At 70.4% G+C, this 17717-nt stretch carries 16 protein-coding genes; 5 read left to right on the plus strand and 11 right to left on the minus strand.

From position 1 onward, the window contains the following. The first annotated feature begins 30 nt into the window (after positions 1–30). Both DS837_RS18725 and DS837_RS18730 read left to right on the plus strand, forming a co-directional pair. Complete coding sequence (locus tag DS837_RS18725) at positions 31–1524, plus strand: carbon-nitrogen hydrolase family protein (RefSeq protein ID WP_149166147.1); 1494 nt, start codon at positions 31–33, stop codon at positions 1522–1524. Next, positions 1521–2024, plus strand: coding sequence for a hypothetical protein (locus tag DS837_RS18730; protein ID WP_149166148.1), 504 nt, complete (start codon positions 1521–1523; stop codon positions 2022–2024). The genes DS837_RS18725 and DS837_RS18730 overlap by 4 nt, the downstream gene beginning before the upstream one ends. Positions 2025–2029: 5 nt before the next feature. Here the strand turns inward: DS837_RS18730 and DS837_RS18735 are convergent, their stop codons facing one another. From DS837_RS18735 to DS837_RS18765, 7 genes are all read right to left on the minus strand, one after another. Continuing rightward, the gene (locus DS837_RS18735) at positions 2030–4093 is read right to left on the minus strand and encodes an NAD(+) synthase (protein WP_425599261.1); all 2064 of its coding nucleotides are present in this window, start codon (positions 4091–4093) and stop codon (positions 2030–2032) included. 163 nt (positions 4094–4256) lie between these two features. Then, on the minus strand, positions 4257–5951 hold the full coding sequence (locus DS837_RS18740; RefSeq protein ID WP_149166149.1) for a methyl-accepting chemotaxis protein: 1695 nt from the start codon (positions 5949–5951) through the stop codon (positions 4257–4259). Between the two features lie 30 nt (positions 5952–5981). Continuing rightward, positions 5982–6965, minus strand: a complete 984-nt coding sequence (locus tag DS837_RS18745) for an ornithine cyclodeaminase family protein (protein ID WP_149166150.1) — start codon at positions 6963–6965, stop codon at positions 5982–5984. Then, positions 6962–7828, minus strand: coding sequence for an alpha/beta hydrolase (locus DS837_RS18750; protein WP_149166151.1), 867 nt, complete (start codon positions 7826–7828; stop codon positions 6962–6964). The genes DS837_RS18745 and DS837_RS18750 overlap by 4 nt, the downstream gene beginning before the upstream one ends. Before the next feature lie 35 nt (positions 7829–7863). Further along, positions 7864–8634, minus strand: coding sequence for an ABC transporter ATP-binding protein (locus tag DS837_RS18755; protein WP_145678882.1), 771 nt, complete (start codon positions 8632–8634; stop codon positions 7864–7866). Positions 8635–8725: 91 nt separating this feature from the next. Continuing rightward, positions 8726–9730: an ABC transporter substrate-binding protein gene (locus DS837_RS18760; protein ID WP_149166152.1), complete on the minus strand. Its 1005-nt coding sequence runs from the start codon at positions 9728–9730 to the stop codon at positions 8726–8728. A 66-nt stretch (positions 9731–9796) separates the two neighbouring features. Beyond that, entirely contained in the window at positions 9797–10618 is an 822-nt protein-coding gene (locus DS837_RS18765) for an ABC transporter permease (protein ID WP_149166153.1), read from the minus strand. A gap of 144 nt (positions 10619–10762) precedes the next feature. Here DS837_RS18765 and DS837_RS33110 point away from each other — a divergent pair, with 144 nt between their 5' ends. Further along, complete coding sequence (locus DS837_RS33110; RefSeq protein ID WP_282187577.1) at positions 10763–11437, plus strand: GntR family transcriptional regulator; 675 nt, start codon at positions 10763–10765, stop codon at positions 11435–11437. A gap of 20 nt (positions 11438–11457) precedes the next feature. On the opposite strand, the gene DS837_RS32110 is transcribed toward DS837_RS33110, so the two are convergent. Next, positions 11458–11634 carry a hypothetical protein gene (locus DS837_RS32110; protein WP_170295901.1) on the minus strand — a complete coding sequence of 59 codons (177 nt, stop codon included), beginning with the start codon at positions 11632–11634 and terminating at the stop codon, positions 11458–11460. Positions 11635–11773: 139 nt separating this feature from the next. Between DS837_RS32110 and DS837_RS18775 the strand changes: the two genes are divergently transcribed. Continuing rightward, a complete protein-coding gene (locus DS837_RS18775; RefSeq protein ID WP_149166154.1) occupies positions 11774–12253 on the plus strand; it encodes a VOC family protein in 480 nt (159 codons plus the stop codon). A gap of 20 nt (positions 12254–12273) precedes the next feature. Here the strand turns inward: DS837_RS18775 and DS837_RS18780 are convergent, their stop codons facing one another. Continuing rightward, entirely contained in the window at positions 12274–13635 is a 1362-nt protein-coding gene (locus DS837_RS18780) for an MFS transporter (RefSeq protein ID WP_211102313.1), read from the minus strand. 168 nt (positions 13636–13803) lie between these two features. Here DS837_RS18780 and DS837_RS18785 point away from each other — a divergent pair, with 168 nt between their 5' ends. Beyond that, positions 13804–14709, plus strand: coding sequence for a LysR family transcriptional regulator (locus tag DS837_RS18785; RefSeq protein WP_149166156.1), 906 nt, complete (start codon positions 13804–13806; stop codon positions 14707–14709). 240 nt (positions 14710–14949) lie between these two features. Here the strand turns inward: DS837_RS18785 and DS837_RS18790 are convergent, their stop codons facing one another. Continuing rightward, on the minus strand, positions 14950–16566 hold the full coding sequence (locus DS837_RS18790; RefSeq protein ID WP_149166157.1) for an MFS transporter: 1617 nt from the start codon (positions 16564–16566) through the stop codon (positions 14950–14952). Continuing rightward, positions 16563–17675 (minus strand): HlyD family secretion protein, encoded by a 1113-nt coding sequence (locus DS837_RS18795; protein WP_149166158.1) that lies wholly within the window; start codon positions 17673–17675, stop codon positions 16563–16565. The genes DS837_RS18790 and DS837_RS18795 overlap by 4 nt, the downstream gene beginning before the upstream one ends. Between the last annotated feature and the right edge of the window lie 42 nt (positions 17676–17717).

Raw genomic sequence — 17717 nt, forward strand, 5'->3', positions numbered from 1 at the left:
CCCATTCCGTCGCTTCGCGTGGTTGAAGGCATGCATCCGGCTGATCTGTTCGTTGCGCTGCGGCACCACCTGGACCGAGACCCGAACGAGACCGAACGCGCCGCGCAGCGCCTGGAATTCGCACCCGATGACGCGGGTGATGCGCTGCGCCGTCTGATGGCGCTGTTGGAGGCCGACGACGGCGCCGATGCGCTCAAGGCATGGGTCGACACGGCCGACGAGGGGACGCCGTTGGAACGGACAGTCCTGGCGGCCCAGGCCATCGACCAATGGTTCGCGCCGCTGGCCTCGCGCTTCCTGGCGCGCAGCGCGCTGTCCGATGGTCATCTGCGGGCGCGGCAATGGTACAAGCGGCATGGGCGCTTCAACGGTGACGCCGCCGATGGCCAGCTCATCCTGCGGCCCGGCCTGTTCGACCGCTCGGTGAACATCCGGGAGGTGACGCCTCTGCGCGGGTCCTTCGACGTGGCCGATCTGTTCCACAACCTCCTTCTGCTGCCGCCGACTCTCGCTGCGGAGTGCCCCCACGGTGAGGACGGCGAACGGCCCGTCTCGCTGGCCTTCCAGCGCGTTGCCGAGGTCGCCGACCAGTGCCCCAGCGATCCCGCTTGGGCGCCCATCGTCGGCGTCGTTCCGCTCGCCCTGGCCGAGGACGACCTCGCCCTTCGGACCTTTTCCCAGGACGGCGCGGACTGGTACGCCGCGGTTCCCGGCGACCTCGGCGCCCGTGCGGCGTCGGCCATCGACGCGTTGGCCGCCGAAGGCGCGACCATCGTCGTCTTTCCCGAGGTGACCGCCGATCCTGCCACGCTCGACGCCATCAAAGCGGCGGTGCGGCGTCACGCCTTGGACGGCCCGCTTCGCTACGTTCTCGTCGGCGTCCGGCAGGATGGGGAGGAGGGCGGCAAGCCGCGCAGCACAGCGGTCCTGCTCGACCGGACGGGAGCCGAGATTTTTTGCCAGACCAAGCTGCATTGCTGGGACCTCGACGCAGACCAGTGCCGCTCCTACGACGTGCGCGGCCCGGACGGCCGGCTGCTCGACGCGGCGAAGGAATTCATCGCGCCGGGGGACGGCGTCACCATCGTGGAGTTGCCCAACATGGGCCGGCTGGCGGTGATGATCTGCGAGGATCTCGGGCGCGAGCAGCCGGCGGCGTGGCTGTGCCGGGCCAAACTGCTGGACTGGATCGTCACGCCGGTGATGGACGCCGGCCTGACGGAGGAGCGGTGGCAGGCCCAGGCCGGCGACGAGTCCTCCCGCGCCGGGTCGTGCCGGGTGGTGGTGGCGAACAGCATGTCCTTCTCGCACCGCTTCAACCGCGTCTGCGACGCCGACGGGGAGGAGGACAAGCGCATCACCGATTGCGGGGTCGCGCTGTTCTTCCAGCCGCGCGCCGATCCGGCGCAATCCTCGCGCATCCGCCGGCTGTCGCTTCCCATCGACGCGCCGGAGCCCGGCTGCGTCGCGGCGCGCTGGGAGCCGCAAGGCTGGCCGGAGCTGAAGACGGAGGGCTGTCCATGAGCGGGGAGGCGTATCGGGAATTGGCCGACGGCATCCGGGACGCCGTCGAGGCCGGCCGCTGGGACGAAGCCGACGCGGATCTCGACACCCTCGCCGAGGAGGTGGCGCTGTGCCTCGTGCAGGACCGTGCCGCCAACCTCGCCGCCCTGGCGCGGGAGGTCGCCCGCTGCCACACGGCGCTGGCGTTGCGCGAGGACCGCGGCGCCGAGGCGATGCACCGGCTGGGCCAGCTCCGCGCCATCGCCGCGATGGTCGCCGCCGGCCGGGCGAACCGTCCCGCCCGCAGCGAGGCGGCGCTCGCCCAGGCCGGAACGCCGACCGCGGCGGTGCTGCACGCTCTGCGGAGCGGAGCGAAATCCGGGCCGGCGCTGGTCGAGGCGACGGGTCTGTCGCACGACACTGTGGCCCGCGCCCTGCCGGAACTGCGCGCTGCCGGGCTGGTCCGCTCCTGGCCGGCCGGGCGGCTGGTGATGAACGAACGGACCGGTGCGGCGGGGTAGGGCGGCTACTCCTTGGGAACTTCGCGCTCCAGCTCCGCCAGCCAGATGCGGGCGTTGCCGTCGGACGGGGCGCGCCAGTCGCCGCGCGGCGACAGGGACCCGCCCGCCGTCACCTTCGGCCCGTTGGGCATGGCCGAGCGCTTGAACTGGCTGAAGCCGAAGAAGCGCTGGATGAAGACGCGCAGCCAGGAATGGATTTCGGCCAGCGTGTAGGCGGTGCGCTTCTCCACCGGATAGCCCGCCGGCCAGTCGCCGCGCGCCGGATCGGACCAGGCGTGCAGGGCGAGGAAGGCGATCTTCGACGGGCGCAGACCGTAGCGCAGCGTGTGGAACAGATGGAAATCCTGAAGCTCGTAGGGGCCGACGACGGCCTCCGAACTCTGCAGGGCGCGGTCGCTGCCGGCGGGGACCAACTCAGGCGAAATCTCTGTTGCCAGGATGGCGCCCAGCGTGTCCAGAACCTCGTCCGGAAACTGGCGGGAGCCGATGACCCAGCGGATCAGATGCTGGATCAGCGACTTCGGGACGCCCGAATTGACGTTGTAATGGGCCATCTGGTCGCCGACGCCGTAGGTGCACCAGCCGAGTGCCAGCTCCGACAGGTCGCCGGTGCCCAGAACGATGCCGCCCCGCTGGTTGGCGAGGCGGAACAGGTAGTCGGTCCGCAGACCCGCCTGGACGTTCTCGAAGGTCACATCGTACACCGCCTCGCCGCGGGCGAAGGGGTGGTCCATGTCCTTGAGCATCTGGTTGGCGGCGGGACGGATGTCGAGTTCATGGTGCGACACGCCGAGCGCGCTCATCAGGCGCATGGCGTTGCCCTTGGTCTTGTCGCTGGTGCCGAAGCCCGGCATCGTGAAGGCGAGGATGTCGGTGCGCGGCCGGTCGAGCAGGTCCATGGCGCGGGCGGCGACGATCAGGGCGTGGGTCGAATCCAGCCCGCCCGACACGCCGATCACGATGCGCGGCATGCCCGTGGCCCGCAACCGCTGGACCAGCCCGGCGACCTGGATGTTGTAGGCCTCGTAGCAGTCCAACTCCAGACGCTCCCGCGCCGCCGGGACGAAGGGGAAGCGCGGCACGTTGCGGCGCAGCCCCAGGTCCCCGCGGGGCGGATCGACGCGGAAGGCGACCTTGCGGAAAACCGCCCCGTGCGAGCGGCGGTTGTCGTCGAAGGTGCCCATGCGCAGCCGCTCCTGGCGCAGCACGTCGAGGTCGACGTCGGCGACGGCCATCTGGGCGCCCTTGGGAAAGCGCTCGGTCTCGACCAGCGTCTCGCCGTTCTCGAAGATCGACGCCTGCCCGTCCCAGGCCAGATCGGTGGTCGATTCCCCGGCCCCGGCGGAGGAGTAGAGATAGGCGGCGATGCAGCGCGCCGATTGCGACTTGCAGAGCAGGCGGCGGGTCTCCGCCTTGCCGATGGTGATGTTGCTGGCCGACAGGTTCGCCAGCACCGTCGCCCCGGCCAGCGCCGCTTCGGAGCTGGGCGGGACGGCGACCCAGAGATCCTCGCAGACCTCGGCGTGGACCACCAGACCGTCCAGGTCCTCCGCCGCGAACAGCAGGTCGGGGCCGAAGGGGGCGTCGTGAGCGCCGATGCGGATCGTCCCGCCCTCGGTGCCCGCGCCGGAGGCGAAATGGCGGCGCTCGTAGAATTCCCGGTAATTGGGCAGATGGACCTTCGGCACCACGCCCAGCAGCCGGCCGCGATGCACGGCGACCGCCGTGTTGTAGACGCGGCCGGCGTGGCGCAGCGGCGCGCCGACGAGGATCAGCGGCATCAGGCCGCGCGACTGCTCCACCAGATGGATGACGGCCTTCTCCACCGCGTCGAGCAGACAATCCTGAAGGAACAGGTCGTCGATGGCGTAGCCGGACAGCGCCAGTTCGGGGAACAGCGCGACCGCGACCGCCTGTTCGTCGCACTCCCGCACGCTGTCGAGCACCGCCGCGGCGTTCGCCATGGGGTCGGCGATCGTGCAGGGCGTCGTGCAGGCCGCGACCCGGGCCATCCCATGGCGATAGAGTGACCCAAAGCTCATGGTCCGAGCCGCGCCGTCAACCGTCATCGTGATCCTCTCCCAACCGGTCCTGCGGTAAAGCACACGAGAGGGAAACCGGCGGAGGCCGCCGGTCGTCTCGCGCCGCACCGCCGCATTCTGGCCGTTGCCGGCGCGCCGCTCAACCCATTGATCTGGCCGATCGGTTATGGACGATGGATTGGGGGAGGGATCAGGCGGTCTTCACCTCGGCGATGAAGGCGTCGACGCTGCCCTTGAGGGCCACGGCGCGGCCGGCCACCTCGCGGGCGGATTGCAGGACCTGCGCCGATCCGGCGGCGGTCGATTCGGAGGCGACGCGCAAGGTGCCGATGGTCCCCGTCACCTCCGCCGTCCCCTGCGCAGCCTGGACGGCGTTGCGGCCGATCTCGGCGGTGGCCGCGCCCTGCTGCTCGACGGCGGCGGCGACGGCGGTCGCCATCTCGTTCAGGCGGAAGATCACCGTAGCGATCGTCTGGATGGCCGATACCGCGCCGCCGATGGTCTCCTGCATGGAGCCGACCTGGCTGCGGATCTCGTCGGTCGCCTGCGCCGTCTGGTTGGCGAGCTGCTTGACCTCGCTCGCCACCACGGCGAAGCCCTTGCCGGCCTCGCCGGCACGGGCGGCCTCGATGGTGGCGTTCAGCGCCAGCAGGTTGGTCTGGCTGGCGATGCCCTGGATGAGGTCGATCACCTCGTTGATGCGCTGGCCGGATTCGGTCAGGGCGCCGACGCGCTCCTGGGCCTGCTGGGCCTGCCGCGTCGCCTCGTCGGCGAAGCCGCGCGCCTCGTTCATCTGGCGCGACACCTCCTGAACGGTGGCGGTCATCTCCTCCGTCGCGGCGGCGACCGTCTGGACGTTGGCGGCGGTCTGCTCGGCGGCGGCGCCGACGACGGTCATCCGTTCCGACGCCTGCTCCGCCCCGGCGGACAGGGAGTTGGCGGTGGCCTCCAGCGCGGCGGCGGCATCCTTCATGACGTGCAGGGCCTCGCCGACCTCGCGGTCGAAGCGCAGGATCGTCGCGCCGACCGCTTCGGCGCGGTCCAGCTTGTGCCGGGCCTCGGCCTCCTGCTCCGCCTGGATGCGCTGGCGGTCGAGCGCGTTGTCCTTGAAGACGGCGAGCGCCCGCGCGATGTCGCCGACCTCGTCGCGGCGATCGGCGCCGGTGATGACCACCGTCAGGTCGCCGCCCGACAGACGGCGCAGGCAGGACACCGCTTCCACGATGGGGCCGACGATGCCGCGCGCCGACAGCCAGCGCCCGATCAGCCCGCTGGCGAGGATGCCGAGCAGGGCGACCGCGGCGATCAGCCACGTGGTCCGGTCGGCCAGCGCTTCCGCCTCCTCGGAGATCCGCGCCGTCTTGGCGACGGTGAGGCCGTTGTAGTCCTGGACAGCGCGGATCAGCGCCTCCACCTGTTCCTGGCTGCCGGACACGTTGTTCAGCACCTCGCGCCGGGCGTAGGTGATGCCCATGTCGGCGTGCTTCTTCGCCGCCGCGACCGTGGCGTCCAAGCTGCCGACATAGGCGGCGTATTGCGTCTCGATGCCGTCCAGCAGGGGGCGCTGCTGCGCGTCGGCGCCGGCGCGGGCGTGCTCCAGATGGGCGCGGACCTCGGCCTTGCGGTCGGCGACGACGGCCTCGATGGTGGCGACGCTGGCCGGGTTGGCGCCCATCTGGTACTCGGCGCGGCTCAGCTCGACCAGATAGCGGTTCAGCCGGGCGCCCTGCGTCGCCTCGCGGCCCGCCCCCTCGACCCGGTTCAACTCCCCGCCGAGCGTGGCGAGGCCGTAGCCGCTGACCAGGGCGGTGGACACCGAAACGGTGCCCAACACCACCACAATGCCGAGAATCTTCCCGGCGATGCGCACATTCTTCAACTGCATGTCGGCCTCGGGCGGCGCCCTGTTTGGGTGTTAACGCGCTAAATCGATGCGGTGGATGGTGGAGCCGACGTCGCCCTTGGCGGCATCGGCGGCGCGGACGGCCCAGGCGGCGATCGCCAGATCCTGGATGCCCATGCCGGTGGAATCGAAGACGGTGATCTCGTCCGCGCCGGCGCGGCGGGGCGCCTTGCCCTCCAGCACGTCGCACAGCGTGCCGCGGATGGATTCGCGGGTCAGGCCGTGCGCCAGCGCGTGCTGGCATTCGCCGAGTGCGGCGGCCTGCGCCCAGTCGTCCACCCAGACGGCGGCGCCGAGCAGGATCGCCGGGTCCAGCTCCTGCTTGCCGGCGGTGTCGGCGCCCATGGCGCAGATGTGCGTGCCGGGGCGGACCCAGCCGGCCTGCACCACCGGCTCGCGCGCCGTGGTCAGGGTGATCAGCGCGTCGGCGCTGCGCGCTGCGGTCTCGGCGTCCACGACCTCGACGGGGACCGGCCCGGCGAAGGAGGCGGCCAGTTCCTCGGCCCGCGCGCGGTCGCGGTTGGCCACCAGGATGCGGTCGAAGTCGCGCACCAGAAGCGCCGCCTCCAGATGGTGCGCGGCCTGCCCGCCGGTGCCGATCAGGGCGAGCACCCGCGCGTCGGGCCGGGCCAGCTCGCGGATGCCGATGGCGCAGGCGGCGGCGGTGCGCAGCCCCGTCAGGTGGTTGGAGCTGACCAGCGCCGTCGGGCAACCCGTCTCCGGGTCGGTCAGCACGGTGGTGGACTGGTGGTTGGTCAGGCCGCGCGCGCGGTTGCCCGTCCAGTAGCCGCCGATCTTCAGCCCGAGCAGCCCGATGGCGAGGTCGCCGCCGGCCTTGATGCCGTAGACGTCCGGCCCCGGCAGCAGCCGTTCGCGCACCACCGGGAAGTTGCGGGCCTGCCCGCGGGAAACCTCGCGGAAGGCCATGTCCATGGCCTCGATCGCGTCGGCGGGGGACACCAGACGGCGGGCGGCGGTTTCATCGATGACGATCATTCTTCTACTCCAGCCGCATCCAGCACCAGCCGCGACAGCGCGTCGTCCGGCGTTTCCATCCGTGCCATGATCGAGAAGTGATCCTCCCCGGCCAGCGTGTGATAAGAGCAGCGCGAGCCGCGGCACTGGCACAGGGTGGCGAAGTCGCGCGACTGGGCGATCCAGGCGGGAGTCTCCGCCGAACCGACGACGACCGTCAGGGCCGTGGCGGTGGACGGCGGGTGGCGCATCGGGCTGACCCCGTCGACCATCTCCGGGCGCAGCCCGATGGTTTCGTTGACGGTGATGTCCAGCACCGGCGCCAGTTCGTAGATGCCGCTGATCAGGACGGCGGCCTTGATGGCGCCATCCTCCAGCCGGTCGGCCCCGGCCCCGGCCCCGGCCCCGGCGTCCTCGGCCAATGCCATGGCGATCAGATGCGCCCCGGCGGAATGGCCCGACACGGTGAGGCGGTCGGGATCGCCGCCCAGAGAGGCGGCGTTGCGGTGAATCCAGCGCAGCCCCTCGCGGGTGCGCCGCGCGATCTCCGGCAGGGTCGCGGCCGGGCACAGGTCGTAGTTCATGACCACGGTCGTGACGCCGCGCGGCACCAGCGCGTCAGCGACGTAGCTGTAATCGGCCTTGTCCCGTCCGCGCCAATAGCCGCCGTGCAGGAAGACGTGCAGCGGGGCGCCGGGCGTCGCCGCCGGGAACACGTCGAGCGTGGACAACGGGCTGTCGCCGTAGGCGATGTCGTAGCGCGCGGCGTGACGCTCGCGGACGGCGCGGCTCAGCGCGGCGGCGCGCTCGGCGTGGCGCGCGAAGTCGGGAACGGAATGGCGGGGGTTGTACTGCCACTCGTGATCGTCAGGGACGACTGACACGATGGGACCTCCTGGGTTCCGGAGAAGGGGGGCGCTCAGACCAGATCCATCAGCTGGGTCCACAGCTGGTGCCGCTTGGCGACGTATTCCGGCGTGTCGCGCAGCGCCTCGCCCAGGCTGGCGCGCGGGCGCGGAATGTCGATGGGCACGATCTCGCGGATGCGGCCGGGGCGGGGCGACATGACCACCACCCGGTCGGCGAGGCAGACGGCCTCGTCCACGCTGTGGGTGACGAAGAGGATCGTCTTGCCCATGCGTTCGGTCAGGCCGAGCATCTCGTTCTGCAAAATCTCGCGGGTCAGCGCGTCGAGCGCGCCGAACGGCTCGTCGAGCAGCATGATCTCCGGCTCGATCGCCAGGGCGCGGGCGATGCCGACGCGCTGCTGCATGCCGCCGGACAGCTGGTGCGGGAAGCGGTCGCCGAAGCCCTTCAGCCCGACAGTGGCGAGCACGCGCTCGGTCGTCTCGCCCTGGCGGGCGGCGGGGATGCCCTTGGCCTCCAGCGCGAAGCCGATGTTCTGGGCGGCGGTCAGCCAGGGCAGCAGGCCGTATTGCTGGAAGACGAAGCCGCGGTCGTGGCCAGGGCCGGTGACCGGCTTGCCGTCGATGCGGATCTCGCCGCTGGTCGCCGTCTCCAACCCCTGGATGATGCGCAGCAGCGTGGTCTTGCCGCAGCCGCTGGGCCCGACGAAGGCGATGAACTCACCCTCCTCCACGTCCAGGTCGACGCCGTCGAGCGCCGTCATCGACGGCCCTCCGGACACCGGGAAACGCTTGGTCAGGTTGCGGACGGACAGCTTGGGCATGGGGCGGCACCGGGTCTTGAAGCGGGACGGCAGGCGGGGCGGGGGCGGAGCGGGGGAGGGGGCCGGCGGTGCGCCGCCGGCCCCGGCGGGATTACGGCTGCTTGTAGGTGCCGATCTCCGCCAGCACCTCCTGGACGATGCTGGTGTCGAGCACCTTCTCGGCCGGGTGGACGGCCTTCTGCAGGCCGCCTTCGACGTTCAGCTCCTGCATGTACTTGGCCTGTTCGGCGGTGACGGTGCCGTTCGGGTTCCAGATGCCGCCGACCTTGTAGAACTCGTAGAACTCGGCGAGCTGCTCGTCGTTGTAGTCGAAGTGCTTCTTCGCGACGTCCAGCGCGCCCTTCTCGTTGTCGAAGATCCAGCGGGTCGCCTCCAGCTCCGCCTTGACGAAGCGCTTCAGCACGTCGCGCTTCTTGGCGATGGTCTGGTCGTTCACGTCCCAGGGGGTCATCACGTAGTTGGGCAGCTTCTTGGAGACGACGAACAGCACCTTGGCGTTCTTGTCGTGCGCCGCCTTCGGGTCGTAGTTGGAGACGGTCGCGTCGATGGTGCCGGTCAGGATGCCGTTGATGCGCGCCGAGGAGCCCTTCAGGGAAACCCACTGGACCGACTTGATCTGCTCCTCGCTCATGCCGGCTTGGCGCATCAGGGCGGTGATGACGACGTGCGGCAGCGAGCCGGGGGAGGAGATGCCGACCTTCTTGCCGGGCAGGTCGGTGACGTCCTTCACGCCCGACGCGGCGTTGGCGTAGAAGGCGTAATGCAGGCCGGTGTGGACGCCGCCGATGGTCTTCAGCGTGCCGCCCTTGTCGGCCGCCGCCAGCGTCTCCGACATGCCGGCCTGGCTGATGTCCAGCTCCCCGGCGATCAGGGAGCGCACGGGGATGGAGCTGTCGGCGATGTGCACCAGCTCCACCGTCAGGCCGTTCTTCTCGTAGAAGCCCTGGTCCTGCGCGACGAACTCGACGAGGTTCAGGAACATCTTGGCCGGCATGCCGATCTTCAGCGCGTCGGCGGCGAGCGCGGCGGTGCTCATCGCCACGGAGATGGCACCCGCCAGCAGGGCGGCCTTCAGCGAACGGGACATCATGCTCATGATCCCTCTTCCTTCCTCAATCCGGTGTGGTGTGGGGCGCGTGTGGTGCGGGGGGAGGCGGGCCGGTCAGCGGCGGCGCCAGCGGCCGAAACGCTCTTCGACCTTTTGAACGAGAACCGTCAGCGCGTTGGCGAGCAGGGCCACCACCAGGACCGGGGCGAAGGCCTTGGCCGTCTCGAACGCGTTGGTGTAGTTGATGATCAGGCCGCCGAGGCCGGAGATGGAGGTCAGGAACTCCGCCACGATCATCGCGATGATGCCGCGGCCGAGCGCGATGCGCAGGCCGCTCGCCACGTAGGGCAGGGCGTAGGGAGCGATGATCTGGCGGTAGACCATGAACCGCGAGGCCATGAAGGCCTTGCCGATGTCCAGGTAATGCCGGTCCACGTTCTTCACGCCGGTGACCGTGTTGATGATCACCGGGAAGACCGCGAACAGGATGATGATCGTGATCTTCGCCAGGAAGCCGATGCCCACCCACAGCATCAGGATGGGGATCAGCGCCACCAGCGGCATGGCGTAGAGCGCGTTGATGTAGGGATCGAGGATCACCTCCACCGTGCGGTTCGTGCCCATCGCGAAGCCGATCACGATGCCGATGACCGAGGCGATGACGAAGCCCAGGACGAAGGTCGACATGCTGTCGATGGTCGCCGAGAACAGCTCGCCGTTCAGCAGCAGCTCCCAGGTCGCCACGGCGATGTCGCTGGGCACCGCGACCAGCAGCTTGTTCGCGTCGCGTGCCGCGAATTCCCAGACGGCGAGCAGCAGGACCAGCGTGCCGAATTGAAGCAGCCGTTCGCGGCGCCTCTGCCGGTTGGGGTCGGACGCCGCCGCAGGCTCGTCGGCGCTTTTTGAAACGGCGCTCGCTTGTGCACTCCGCTGCACGCCTGCCTCCTGTGTACGAGGTGATGGTATGGTGTGGTGGGTGTGGCGTTCGCCCCTATGGGCCGCCGCTGATACGTATGCTAATCGAACGTGGTAGTGTGGCGCAAGCAGATCGTCATACTGTCTGACAAGAAGAGAAATTTTATGTCAAATTTGCCGCTAAATATTGTCCGCGTCGCCGCTCCCCTGCGCCAGCAGGTGATCGACCTGTTGCGCGCGGCCATCGCCGACGGGCGCTATTCCCCCGGTGACCGGCTGGTCGAGCGTGAGCTGTGCGAGACGTTGCAGGTCAGCCGCCCGATCCTGCGGGAGGCCCTGCGCCAGTTGGAGGCGGAGGGGCTGGTCCACAACGTGCCCCAGCGCGGGCTGGAGGTGGTGACGCTGACGGCGGAGGATGTCCGGCAGATCTATCAGGTGCGCGGGGCGCTGGAGAGTCTCGCCGCGGCGGAGTTCATCGCCCAGGCCAGTCCGGCGCAGTGGGCGATCCTGACCGACGCCATGGCGGGTTTCGAGGCGGCGGCGGCGGAAGGCGTGCCGTCGCGCATCCGCACGGCGAAGACCATGTTCTACGACACGCTGATCGCCGGCTGCGGCAACCCGACGATGGCGCAGATCCTCAAGGCGCTGCACAACCGCATCCAGCTTTTGCGCGGGGTGTCGCTGGCCGAGCCGGGACGGCTGCCCAACACGATCCGCGAGATCCGCGAGATCTACGAGGCGATGACCGCCCGCGACACCGTCCGCACGCGCCAGCTCTACGACGAGCACATCGCCAGCGCCGCCCGCGTGACCATGCAGGCTTTAGCCGCTGGGCGATGAGGGCTGGGCGATAAGGGCGGTCAGGCGCCGCCGATGCCCTCGGTGAAGGTCTCGCCGGTCCTCGGGTCGATGTCCTCGCCGGTTCCCGGCGTGCCGGGCGCGGCCTCGTCACGGTCGTTCGCCGGCTTCTGGCTGTCGGGATCGTAGCTGCGCGGGGGATGGATGCCGGTGTCGTCCGGCTTCTTCGGGTCGCTCATGCGCCACCTCTGCGAAAGGGATTGCAACCCTCCCGTCAACAGGGGCGCCAGCGCATCCTCACGCGTTCCGGTTCGGGCGGCGCTGCTTTATCCTGTCGCTGCGCTTGCCAGCAAGGCACCGAAGGGGAGGGGACACACCATGACGACCGCCAAGAACACGATCTGCCTCTGGTACGACAAGGACGCGGAGGCCGCGGCCCGCTTCTACGCCACGGTCTTTCCCGACAGCGCGGTGGGGGCCGTTCATCGCGCTCCCGGCGACTACCCGTCCGGCAAGGCGGGCGACGTGCTGACCGTCGAGTTTACCGTCGCTGGCGTTCCCTGCCTCGGCCTCAACGGCGGGCCGACGTTCAAACACAACGAAGCCTTCTCGTTCCAGATCGCCACCGACGATCAGGAGGAAACCGACCGTTATTGGAACGCCATCGTCGGCAACGGCGGGCAGGAAAGCGCCTGCGGCTGGTGCAAGGACCGCTGGGGCGTCTCCTGGCAGATCACGCCGCGCGTGCTGACCGAGGCGCTGGCGGCCGGCGGCGATGAAGCCGGGCGCGCCTTCGCGGCGATGATGGGCATGACGAAGATCGACATCGCCGCGATCGAGGCGGCGCGGCGCGGCTGACGATCCCCGGAGGGCCGGGCTCAGCGGCCGGGGGCCGGCGCCTCCACGGCCTCCGCCGTGCGGCGCGCGGGAACGCGCAGCAGGCTGGTCAGGCCGCCCGCCAGGGTGAGGGCGGCGGCCAGGGCGAGGCCGAGGCGCGGCGCCGCGTCCGGGCCGGACAGCAGCGAGAACAGCACGGTCATGAGCACCGCCCCGGCGGTCTGCCCGACCAGACGCGCGGTGCCCTGCATCCCTCCGGCGGCGCCGCTGCGCGCCTTGGGCACGGTCAGCAGCATGTTGCGGTTGTTGGGCGTCTGGAACAGCCCGAAGCCGAAACCGCACATCACCATGAAGGCCAGCAGCGGCCGCGCGTCCTGCCCGAGCGGCCAGACCGCCGCCAGGGCGAGACCGGCGGCGAGGAGCAGACCACCCAGCGCGCACAGCCAGCCCGTCCCCACGCGGTCGGACAGCCGGCCCGCGATGGGTGCGGCGACGGCGGTCGCCAGCGGCCACGGCACCAGGAACAGCCCCGCCGTGACGATGTCCTGCCCAAGGCCGTGCTGCAGGTAGAAGGGCAGGGCCACGGCGCCGGCCATCTGGCCGGTGAAGCAGAGGATTGAGGCGACCACCGACAGGCGGAAGGAGCGCACCCGCAGCAGGTCGAGCGGCACCAGCGGGGCCTCGCGTTCCTTTTCGCGCCGGACCAATCCGGCAAGGCAGAGCACCGCGGCCAGCAGCAGCGCGCCGCCGCGCAGAGGCTGCGACGCGACGGTCTCGGCCCCCATCACCAGGGCGGCGAAGAAGCCGGCGTTGAGGGCGACGCTGGCGGGATCGAGGCGGCGCCTGGTGCCGACGACGGCGGGCAGCACGCGGGCGGTCGCCAGAACCACGAGGCCGACCGGGATGTTGACCGCGAACAGGAACGGCCAGGGGGCGACGGCGAGGATGCCCGCCCCGATCGTCGGTCCCGCCGCCGAGGCCAGCGCGATGGCCAGGGCGTTCCAGCCGATGGCGGCGCCGAGCAGCCGCTGCGGATAGACGAAGCGCAGCAGCGCGACGCCCAGCGCCATCACCGCCGCGCCGCCGAGCCCCTGGACGAAGCGCGCGGCGATCAGCCAGGGCAGCGTCGGCGCCAGGGCGCAGCCGGCGGAGGCTGCGGTGAACAGCAGCACCCCGCCGGCGAACACCTTGCGGTGCCCGAGACTCTCGCCGAGGGCGCCGACGGGCAGGAGCGCGATCACCAGCGCCAATTGGTAGGCGGTGATGATCCAGACGGTGTCGGCGGGCGGAACCCCGAGGGTGCCGGCGACGGTCGGCAGGGCGATGTTGGCGATGGCGCCGTCGAGCACGACGAGCACGATCGCGGCGATGACGGACGCGCCGGCCACGGCGCGGCGGGGCATGGGCAGCCCGTCCGGATGTGGGGAATCTGGCGTTCGGGCAACGGTCGAACGGGGCATCGAACTCTCCAACAGTGGTTGGATCAACTTTGCCCCTCCAATGGCATGGCGGAAGACGCCGCCTGTGCAGGATATTCCTGCATTGAACGCCATGTGTTAGCCTCGGCACCCATGGCCGATCCCGATCTCAACCTGCTCATCGCGCTCGACGCGCTGCTCACGGAGGGCAGCGTCGTCAAGGCGGCGCGGCGGCTCGGCCTCAGCGACTCCGCGATGAGCCGCACCCTGGCGCGCCTGCGCGCGGTCACCGGGGACCCGCTGCTCGTCCGGGCCGGGCGCGGCCTCGTCCCGACGCCGCGGGCCATCCAGCTGCGGGAGCGGGTGCCCGCCCTCGCCGAGGAAGTCCGCGCGGTGCTGCGTCCGGCGGAGGCCATCGACATCGCCCGGCTGGAGCGCAGCTTCACCCTGCGCGCCAGCGAGAGCTTCATCGAGGTCTACGCCGCCCGGCTGGTCGGCCGCGTCGCCGCCGAAGCCCCCGGCGTCCTGCTGCGCTTCGCGCCGCGGGGCAACCGCGACGCGCAGGCGTTGCGGGACGGGCTGATCGACCTCGACATCGGGGTGCATTCGGAAACCACGCCGGAGCTGAAGGTGCAGAGCCTGCTCCGCGACCGGCTGGTCGCCGCCGTGCGGGACGGCCATCCGCTGACCCGGCTGGAGGCGGTGACGCCGGAACAGTATGCCGCCTGCGGCCATGTGCTGACCTCGCGGCGCGGGCTGGTGCGGGACCGGGTGGACGAGGCGCTGGCCGCCCTCGGCCTTGCGCGCAAGGTGGTGGCCGTGGTGCCGAGCTTCCCGGCGGCCCTGGCGATCGTCCGCGCCTCCGACCTGACCGCCCTGGTGTCCGAGCGTCAGGTTGCCGCGGGCGTGGCTGGGGTCCGCACCCTGCCGCTTCCCATCGCCCTGGATGAGGTCGTGGTGACGCAGATGTGGCATCCCCGGCAGGACGCCGACCCGGCCCACCGCTGGCTGCGCGGGGTGGTGCTTGCTGCTTGTCGTGAGTCGGCGCGGGCGGCGTGAACTGTCAAGGTGTGAGTTGATCGGGGTGGCCGGAGATGACAGTGGTGGGGTGGCTACCGTCCACAAGGGTCGGATGAGACCGTTGATGATCCGTGGATGTCGTTCTTCCCTCATCGCATGTGGCCGGCGTCGAGCCTTTCCAGGATGGTCGATGGTTGCCTCAGCGCGGCGTACGACGCTTTTCCTTCCTGCGCGCTGTGTTCACAGCCGCGCATCCCGCCCGGCCCATCGCATCGGATTTCAGTGGTCACCGCCACCGCCACCGCCACGGAAACGCGCAGCGCGCGCCATCTTGCGGCGAGAGAGGCCGATCTTGATGCCGACCAGCACGGGAGCGGCGATGACGAAGAGCAGGGCGACGGCGGTGAACGCCGTGTCGAAGGCGATCACCGTGGACTGACCCGTCACGGTCCGGCCCAGAAGGCTCGTTGCGACCCGGCTCGCGGTCGCCGTCTCCAGCCCCTTCGCCGTCAGCGTGGCTGCGGTGGTCATCAGCCGCTCGATGAGGATGGGGCCTCCCGCGGTGACGTTGGCGCCGAGGACCGCGGCGTTGGCGGGGATGTCATGGTCGATCAGGGTCTGGAGCGCCGCGACTCCCATCAGGCCGCCAAGCTGGCGACCGGTGTTGAAGAGACCGATTCCAGCCGCCAGACTCCGGCGGTCGAGGGTGCCGAAAGCGATCAGTGTGATCGACAGGAACAGCAAGCCGAGGCCTAGGCCGCGCAGCAGGATCGCCGCCATCATATCGTCAGCACCGCTCTGGGCGGTCGAGCCGGACAGCATCCACATGGCGCCCGTGATGGTCAGGATGCCGAAGGGCACCGTGGCGAACGGAGGGACGCGGCGCACCTGAATCAGAAAGGCGGCCATCAGGAGCGAGCCGGTGAAAAGCGCGCCGCTCGGCAACAGCAGCAGGCCGGCCTCGGTGGGGGTGAAGGCGAGGACGGACAGGGCGAACGACGGAATCAGGAATGCGCTTCCGAACAGGGCGGCGCCGGCGACGAAGCTGACGATGAAGGCGAAGGAAAAGGCGTCCGATTCGAACGGGGAGACGTCGAGCAGGCCCTGGCCTTTCATCAACGCCTGTTGGCCGAGAAAGACCAGCAGAGCGGCTGCGCCGGTCACGGTCAGCCACAGGATGCGGGGCTCCTCGAACCAATCCCACCGGCTGCCCTGGCTGAGGACGCAGGTGACGCAGAAGAGCGTGACGGCGATCAGGGCGAAGCCGAGCCCGTCGAAAGGACGGGACGCGGTCGCGGCGGGCATCGGTTTGTCGGCGATCAGCAGAAGCCCCGCGGCCGCCAGGGCCAGCGGAACGACGCTGAAGAAGATCCAGGTCCAGGATTGGCTGTCGAGCAGCGCCCCCTGAAAGGCCGGGGTGATGGCTGCGGGAGCGACGACAGCCCCCATGGCGAACAGGGCTTGCAGGGCAGGCTGGCGGGATCGCGGACAGGCGAGGAACAGCATAGTCTGCCCCCCGACAAGCAGGATGCCGCCGGCGAAGCCCTGGACGGTGCGAAGGGCGACCAGCAGGTCCAGCCGATCGGTCACGGCGGCCATGCCGCACGCCATGCCCATGGCCAAGGTCGAGCCGACGACCACGCCGCGCGGAGGGATGCGGGTCATCAGCCAGGGGGCTGCCATGAAGCCGATGAGCTTGAGCGTGGTGTACCCGATGTCCAGCCAGGCGAACTCATCGGGGGTCGCGTGCGTGGCGCCCATGATGTTGCCACGCCCGAGCGACAGCACGGTGCCGGCGACCGCCTCCGTCAATGTGGCGAGCAGGATGCCGGCGACGAGGAAAACTTCGGCCGCGGCCCCTTCGTGGCCCGGCGTGGCCGTGGGGGCGGTGGTCATTGGTCGCCTCCCTCGGTGATCTCGACACGCGCCGACAGGCCGGGCACGAGGCGGCCGGGCAACGGGTTGCCGACAAGCCGGATCTTCACCGGCACGCGCTGAACGACGCGAACGAAGTTCCCCGTCGCGTTGTCCGCGGGCAGCAGACTGAAGGCGGACCCGCTGCCGGGTGCAAGGCTGTCGACCACGCCGTCGAGCGTCCCGTCCGGATAACCGTCGACGGAGACGCGGGCGCGTTGGCCGGGCCGGATGTGTTCGAGCTGGGTTTCCTTGTAGTTCGCCACCACCCACATATCGTCGACCGGAACGATGTCGAGCAGGGAGGCGCCCGGCGCGACGAGGCGGCCGACGCGGACCTGGCGGTTGCCGACGGCGCCGCCGACCGGCGCGCGCACCACGGTGCTCTCGAGATCGATCTGGGCGAGGTCGCGCGCGGCCTGGGCCTGGGCCACGGCGGCAAAGGCCGCGTCGCGTTGCGCGGCAAGGACGGCGATGCGTTGCTGCTGGGCCTCGACCATCGCCGAGGCGGCCGACACGCCCGCCTCCGCTTTCAAACGCGCCGCGTCGCTTTCATCGAGGTGGGCTTGGCTGACGGCGTTGCCGCGGATCAGTTCACGGCGGCGGTCGTAGGCCTTGGCCGCGAGAGTCATCTCAGCCACGGCCGACCGTCTCTGGGCTTCGGCCTGCCGGATCAGGACATGCTGAAGCCGGGTCTCCGCATCGACGTTCGTAAGCCGGGCCTGGGCCGCCTCGACATTGGCCACCGCTTGGGCCAGCCGGGCGCGGTAGTCGCGATCGTCGATCCGGAACAGGACGTCGCCGGCTCCGACGGTCTGGTTGTCCTCAACCTCGACGGCCGTGACGTAGCCGGCGACCTTCGGGGCGAGCGAGGTCACGTCGCCGCGGACATAGGCGTTGTCGGTCGCCGTCCCGCCGTTTGAACGGGCCCAGTTCCACCCGCCCGCCGCGACCAAGACGGCGCCGAGGCACAGCAGCACGCCGACCGTCCTTCTTCTGTTGGGGGGCGCCGCGGCGGCGCCGACCGCGGAGCGTTCGCCGGTGGCGTTTGTGCCGGCGACGACGGCCCCCCTGTCCTCGAGCGTGTCCATTCCCTCGTTCCCTGTTGGGGGTGTCCCAGCGTCGCCGCTGAT

This window comes from Azospirillum brasilense, assembly GCF_008365405.1.
Lineage (GTDB): Bacteria > Pseudomonadota > Alphaproteobacteria > Azospirillales > Azospirillaceae > Azospirillum > Azospirillum brasilense_D.

Excerpts from the sequence above, each read along its gene's own strand:
- DS837_RS18745 (WP_149166150.1), bottom strand. The coding sequence starts at position 6,965 with ATGATCGTCATCGATGAAACCGCCGCCCGCCGTCTGGTGTCCCCCGCC.
- DS837_RS18775 (WP_149166154.1), top strand. The coding sequence starts at position 11,774 with ATGACGACCGCCAAGAACACGATCTGCCTCTGGTACGACAAGGACGCG.
- DS837_RS18735 (WP_425599261.1), bottom strand. The coding sequence starts at position 4,093 with ATGACGGTTGACGGCGCGGCTCGGACCATGAGCTTTGGGTCACTCTAT.
- DS837_RS18740 (WP_149166149.1), bottom strand. The coding sequence starts at position 5,951 with ATGCAGTTGAAGAATGTGCGCATCGCCGGGAAGATTCTCGGCATTGTG.
- DS837_RS18760 (WP_149166152.1), bottom strand. The coding sequence starts at position 9,730 with ATGAGCATGATGTCCCGTTCGCTGAAGGCCGCCCTGCTGGCGGGTGCC.
- DS837_RS18730 (WP_149166148.1), top strand. The coding sequence starts at position 1,521 with ATGAGCGGGGAGGCGTATCGGGAATTGGCCGACGGCATCCGGGACGCC.
- DS837_RS33110 (WP_282187577.1), top strand. The coding sequence starts at position 10,763 with ATGTCAAATTTGCCGCTAAATATTGTCCGCGTCGCCGCTCCCCTGCGC.
- DS837_RS32110 (WP_170295901.1), bottom strand. The coding sequence starts at position 11,634 with ATGAGCGACCCGAAGAAGCCGGACGACACCGGCATCCATCCCCCGCGC.
- DS837_RS18725 (WP_149166147.1), top strand. The coding sequence starts at position 31 with ATGCATCCGGCTGATCTGTTCGTTGCGCTGCGGCACCACCTGGACCGA.
- DS837_RS18780 (WP_211102313.1), bottom strand. The coding sequence starts at position 13,635 with ATGCCCCGCCGCGCCGTGGCCGGCGCGTCCGTCATCGCCGCGATCGTG.
- DS837_RS18790 (WP_149166157.1), bottom strand. The coding sequence starts at position 16,566 with ATGACCACCGCCCCCACGGCCACGCCGGGCCACGAAGGGGCCGCGGCC.
- DS837_RS18795 (WP_149166158.1), bottom strand. The coding sequence starts at position 17,675 with ATGGACACGCTCGAGGACAGGGGGGCCGTCGTCGCCGGCACAAACGCC.
- DS837_RS18755 (WP_145678882.1), bottom strand. The coding sequence starts at position 8,634 with ATGCCCAAGCTGTCCGTCCGCAACCTGACCAAGCGTTTCCCGGTGTCC.
- DS837_RS18785 (WP_149166156.1), top strand. The coding sequence starts at position 13,804 with ATGGCCGATCCCGATCTCAACCTGCTCATCGCGCTCGACGCGCTGCTC.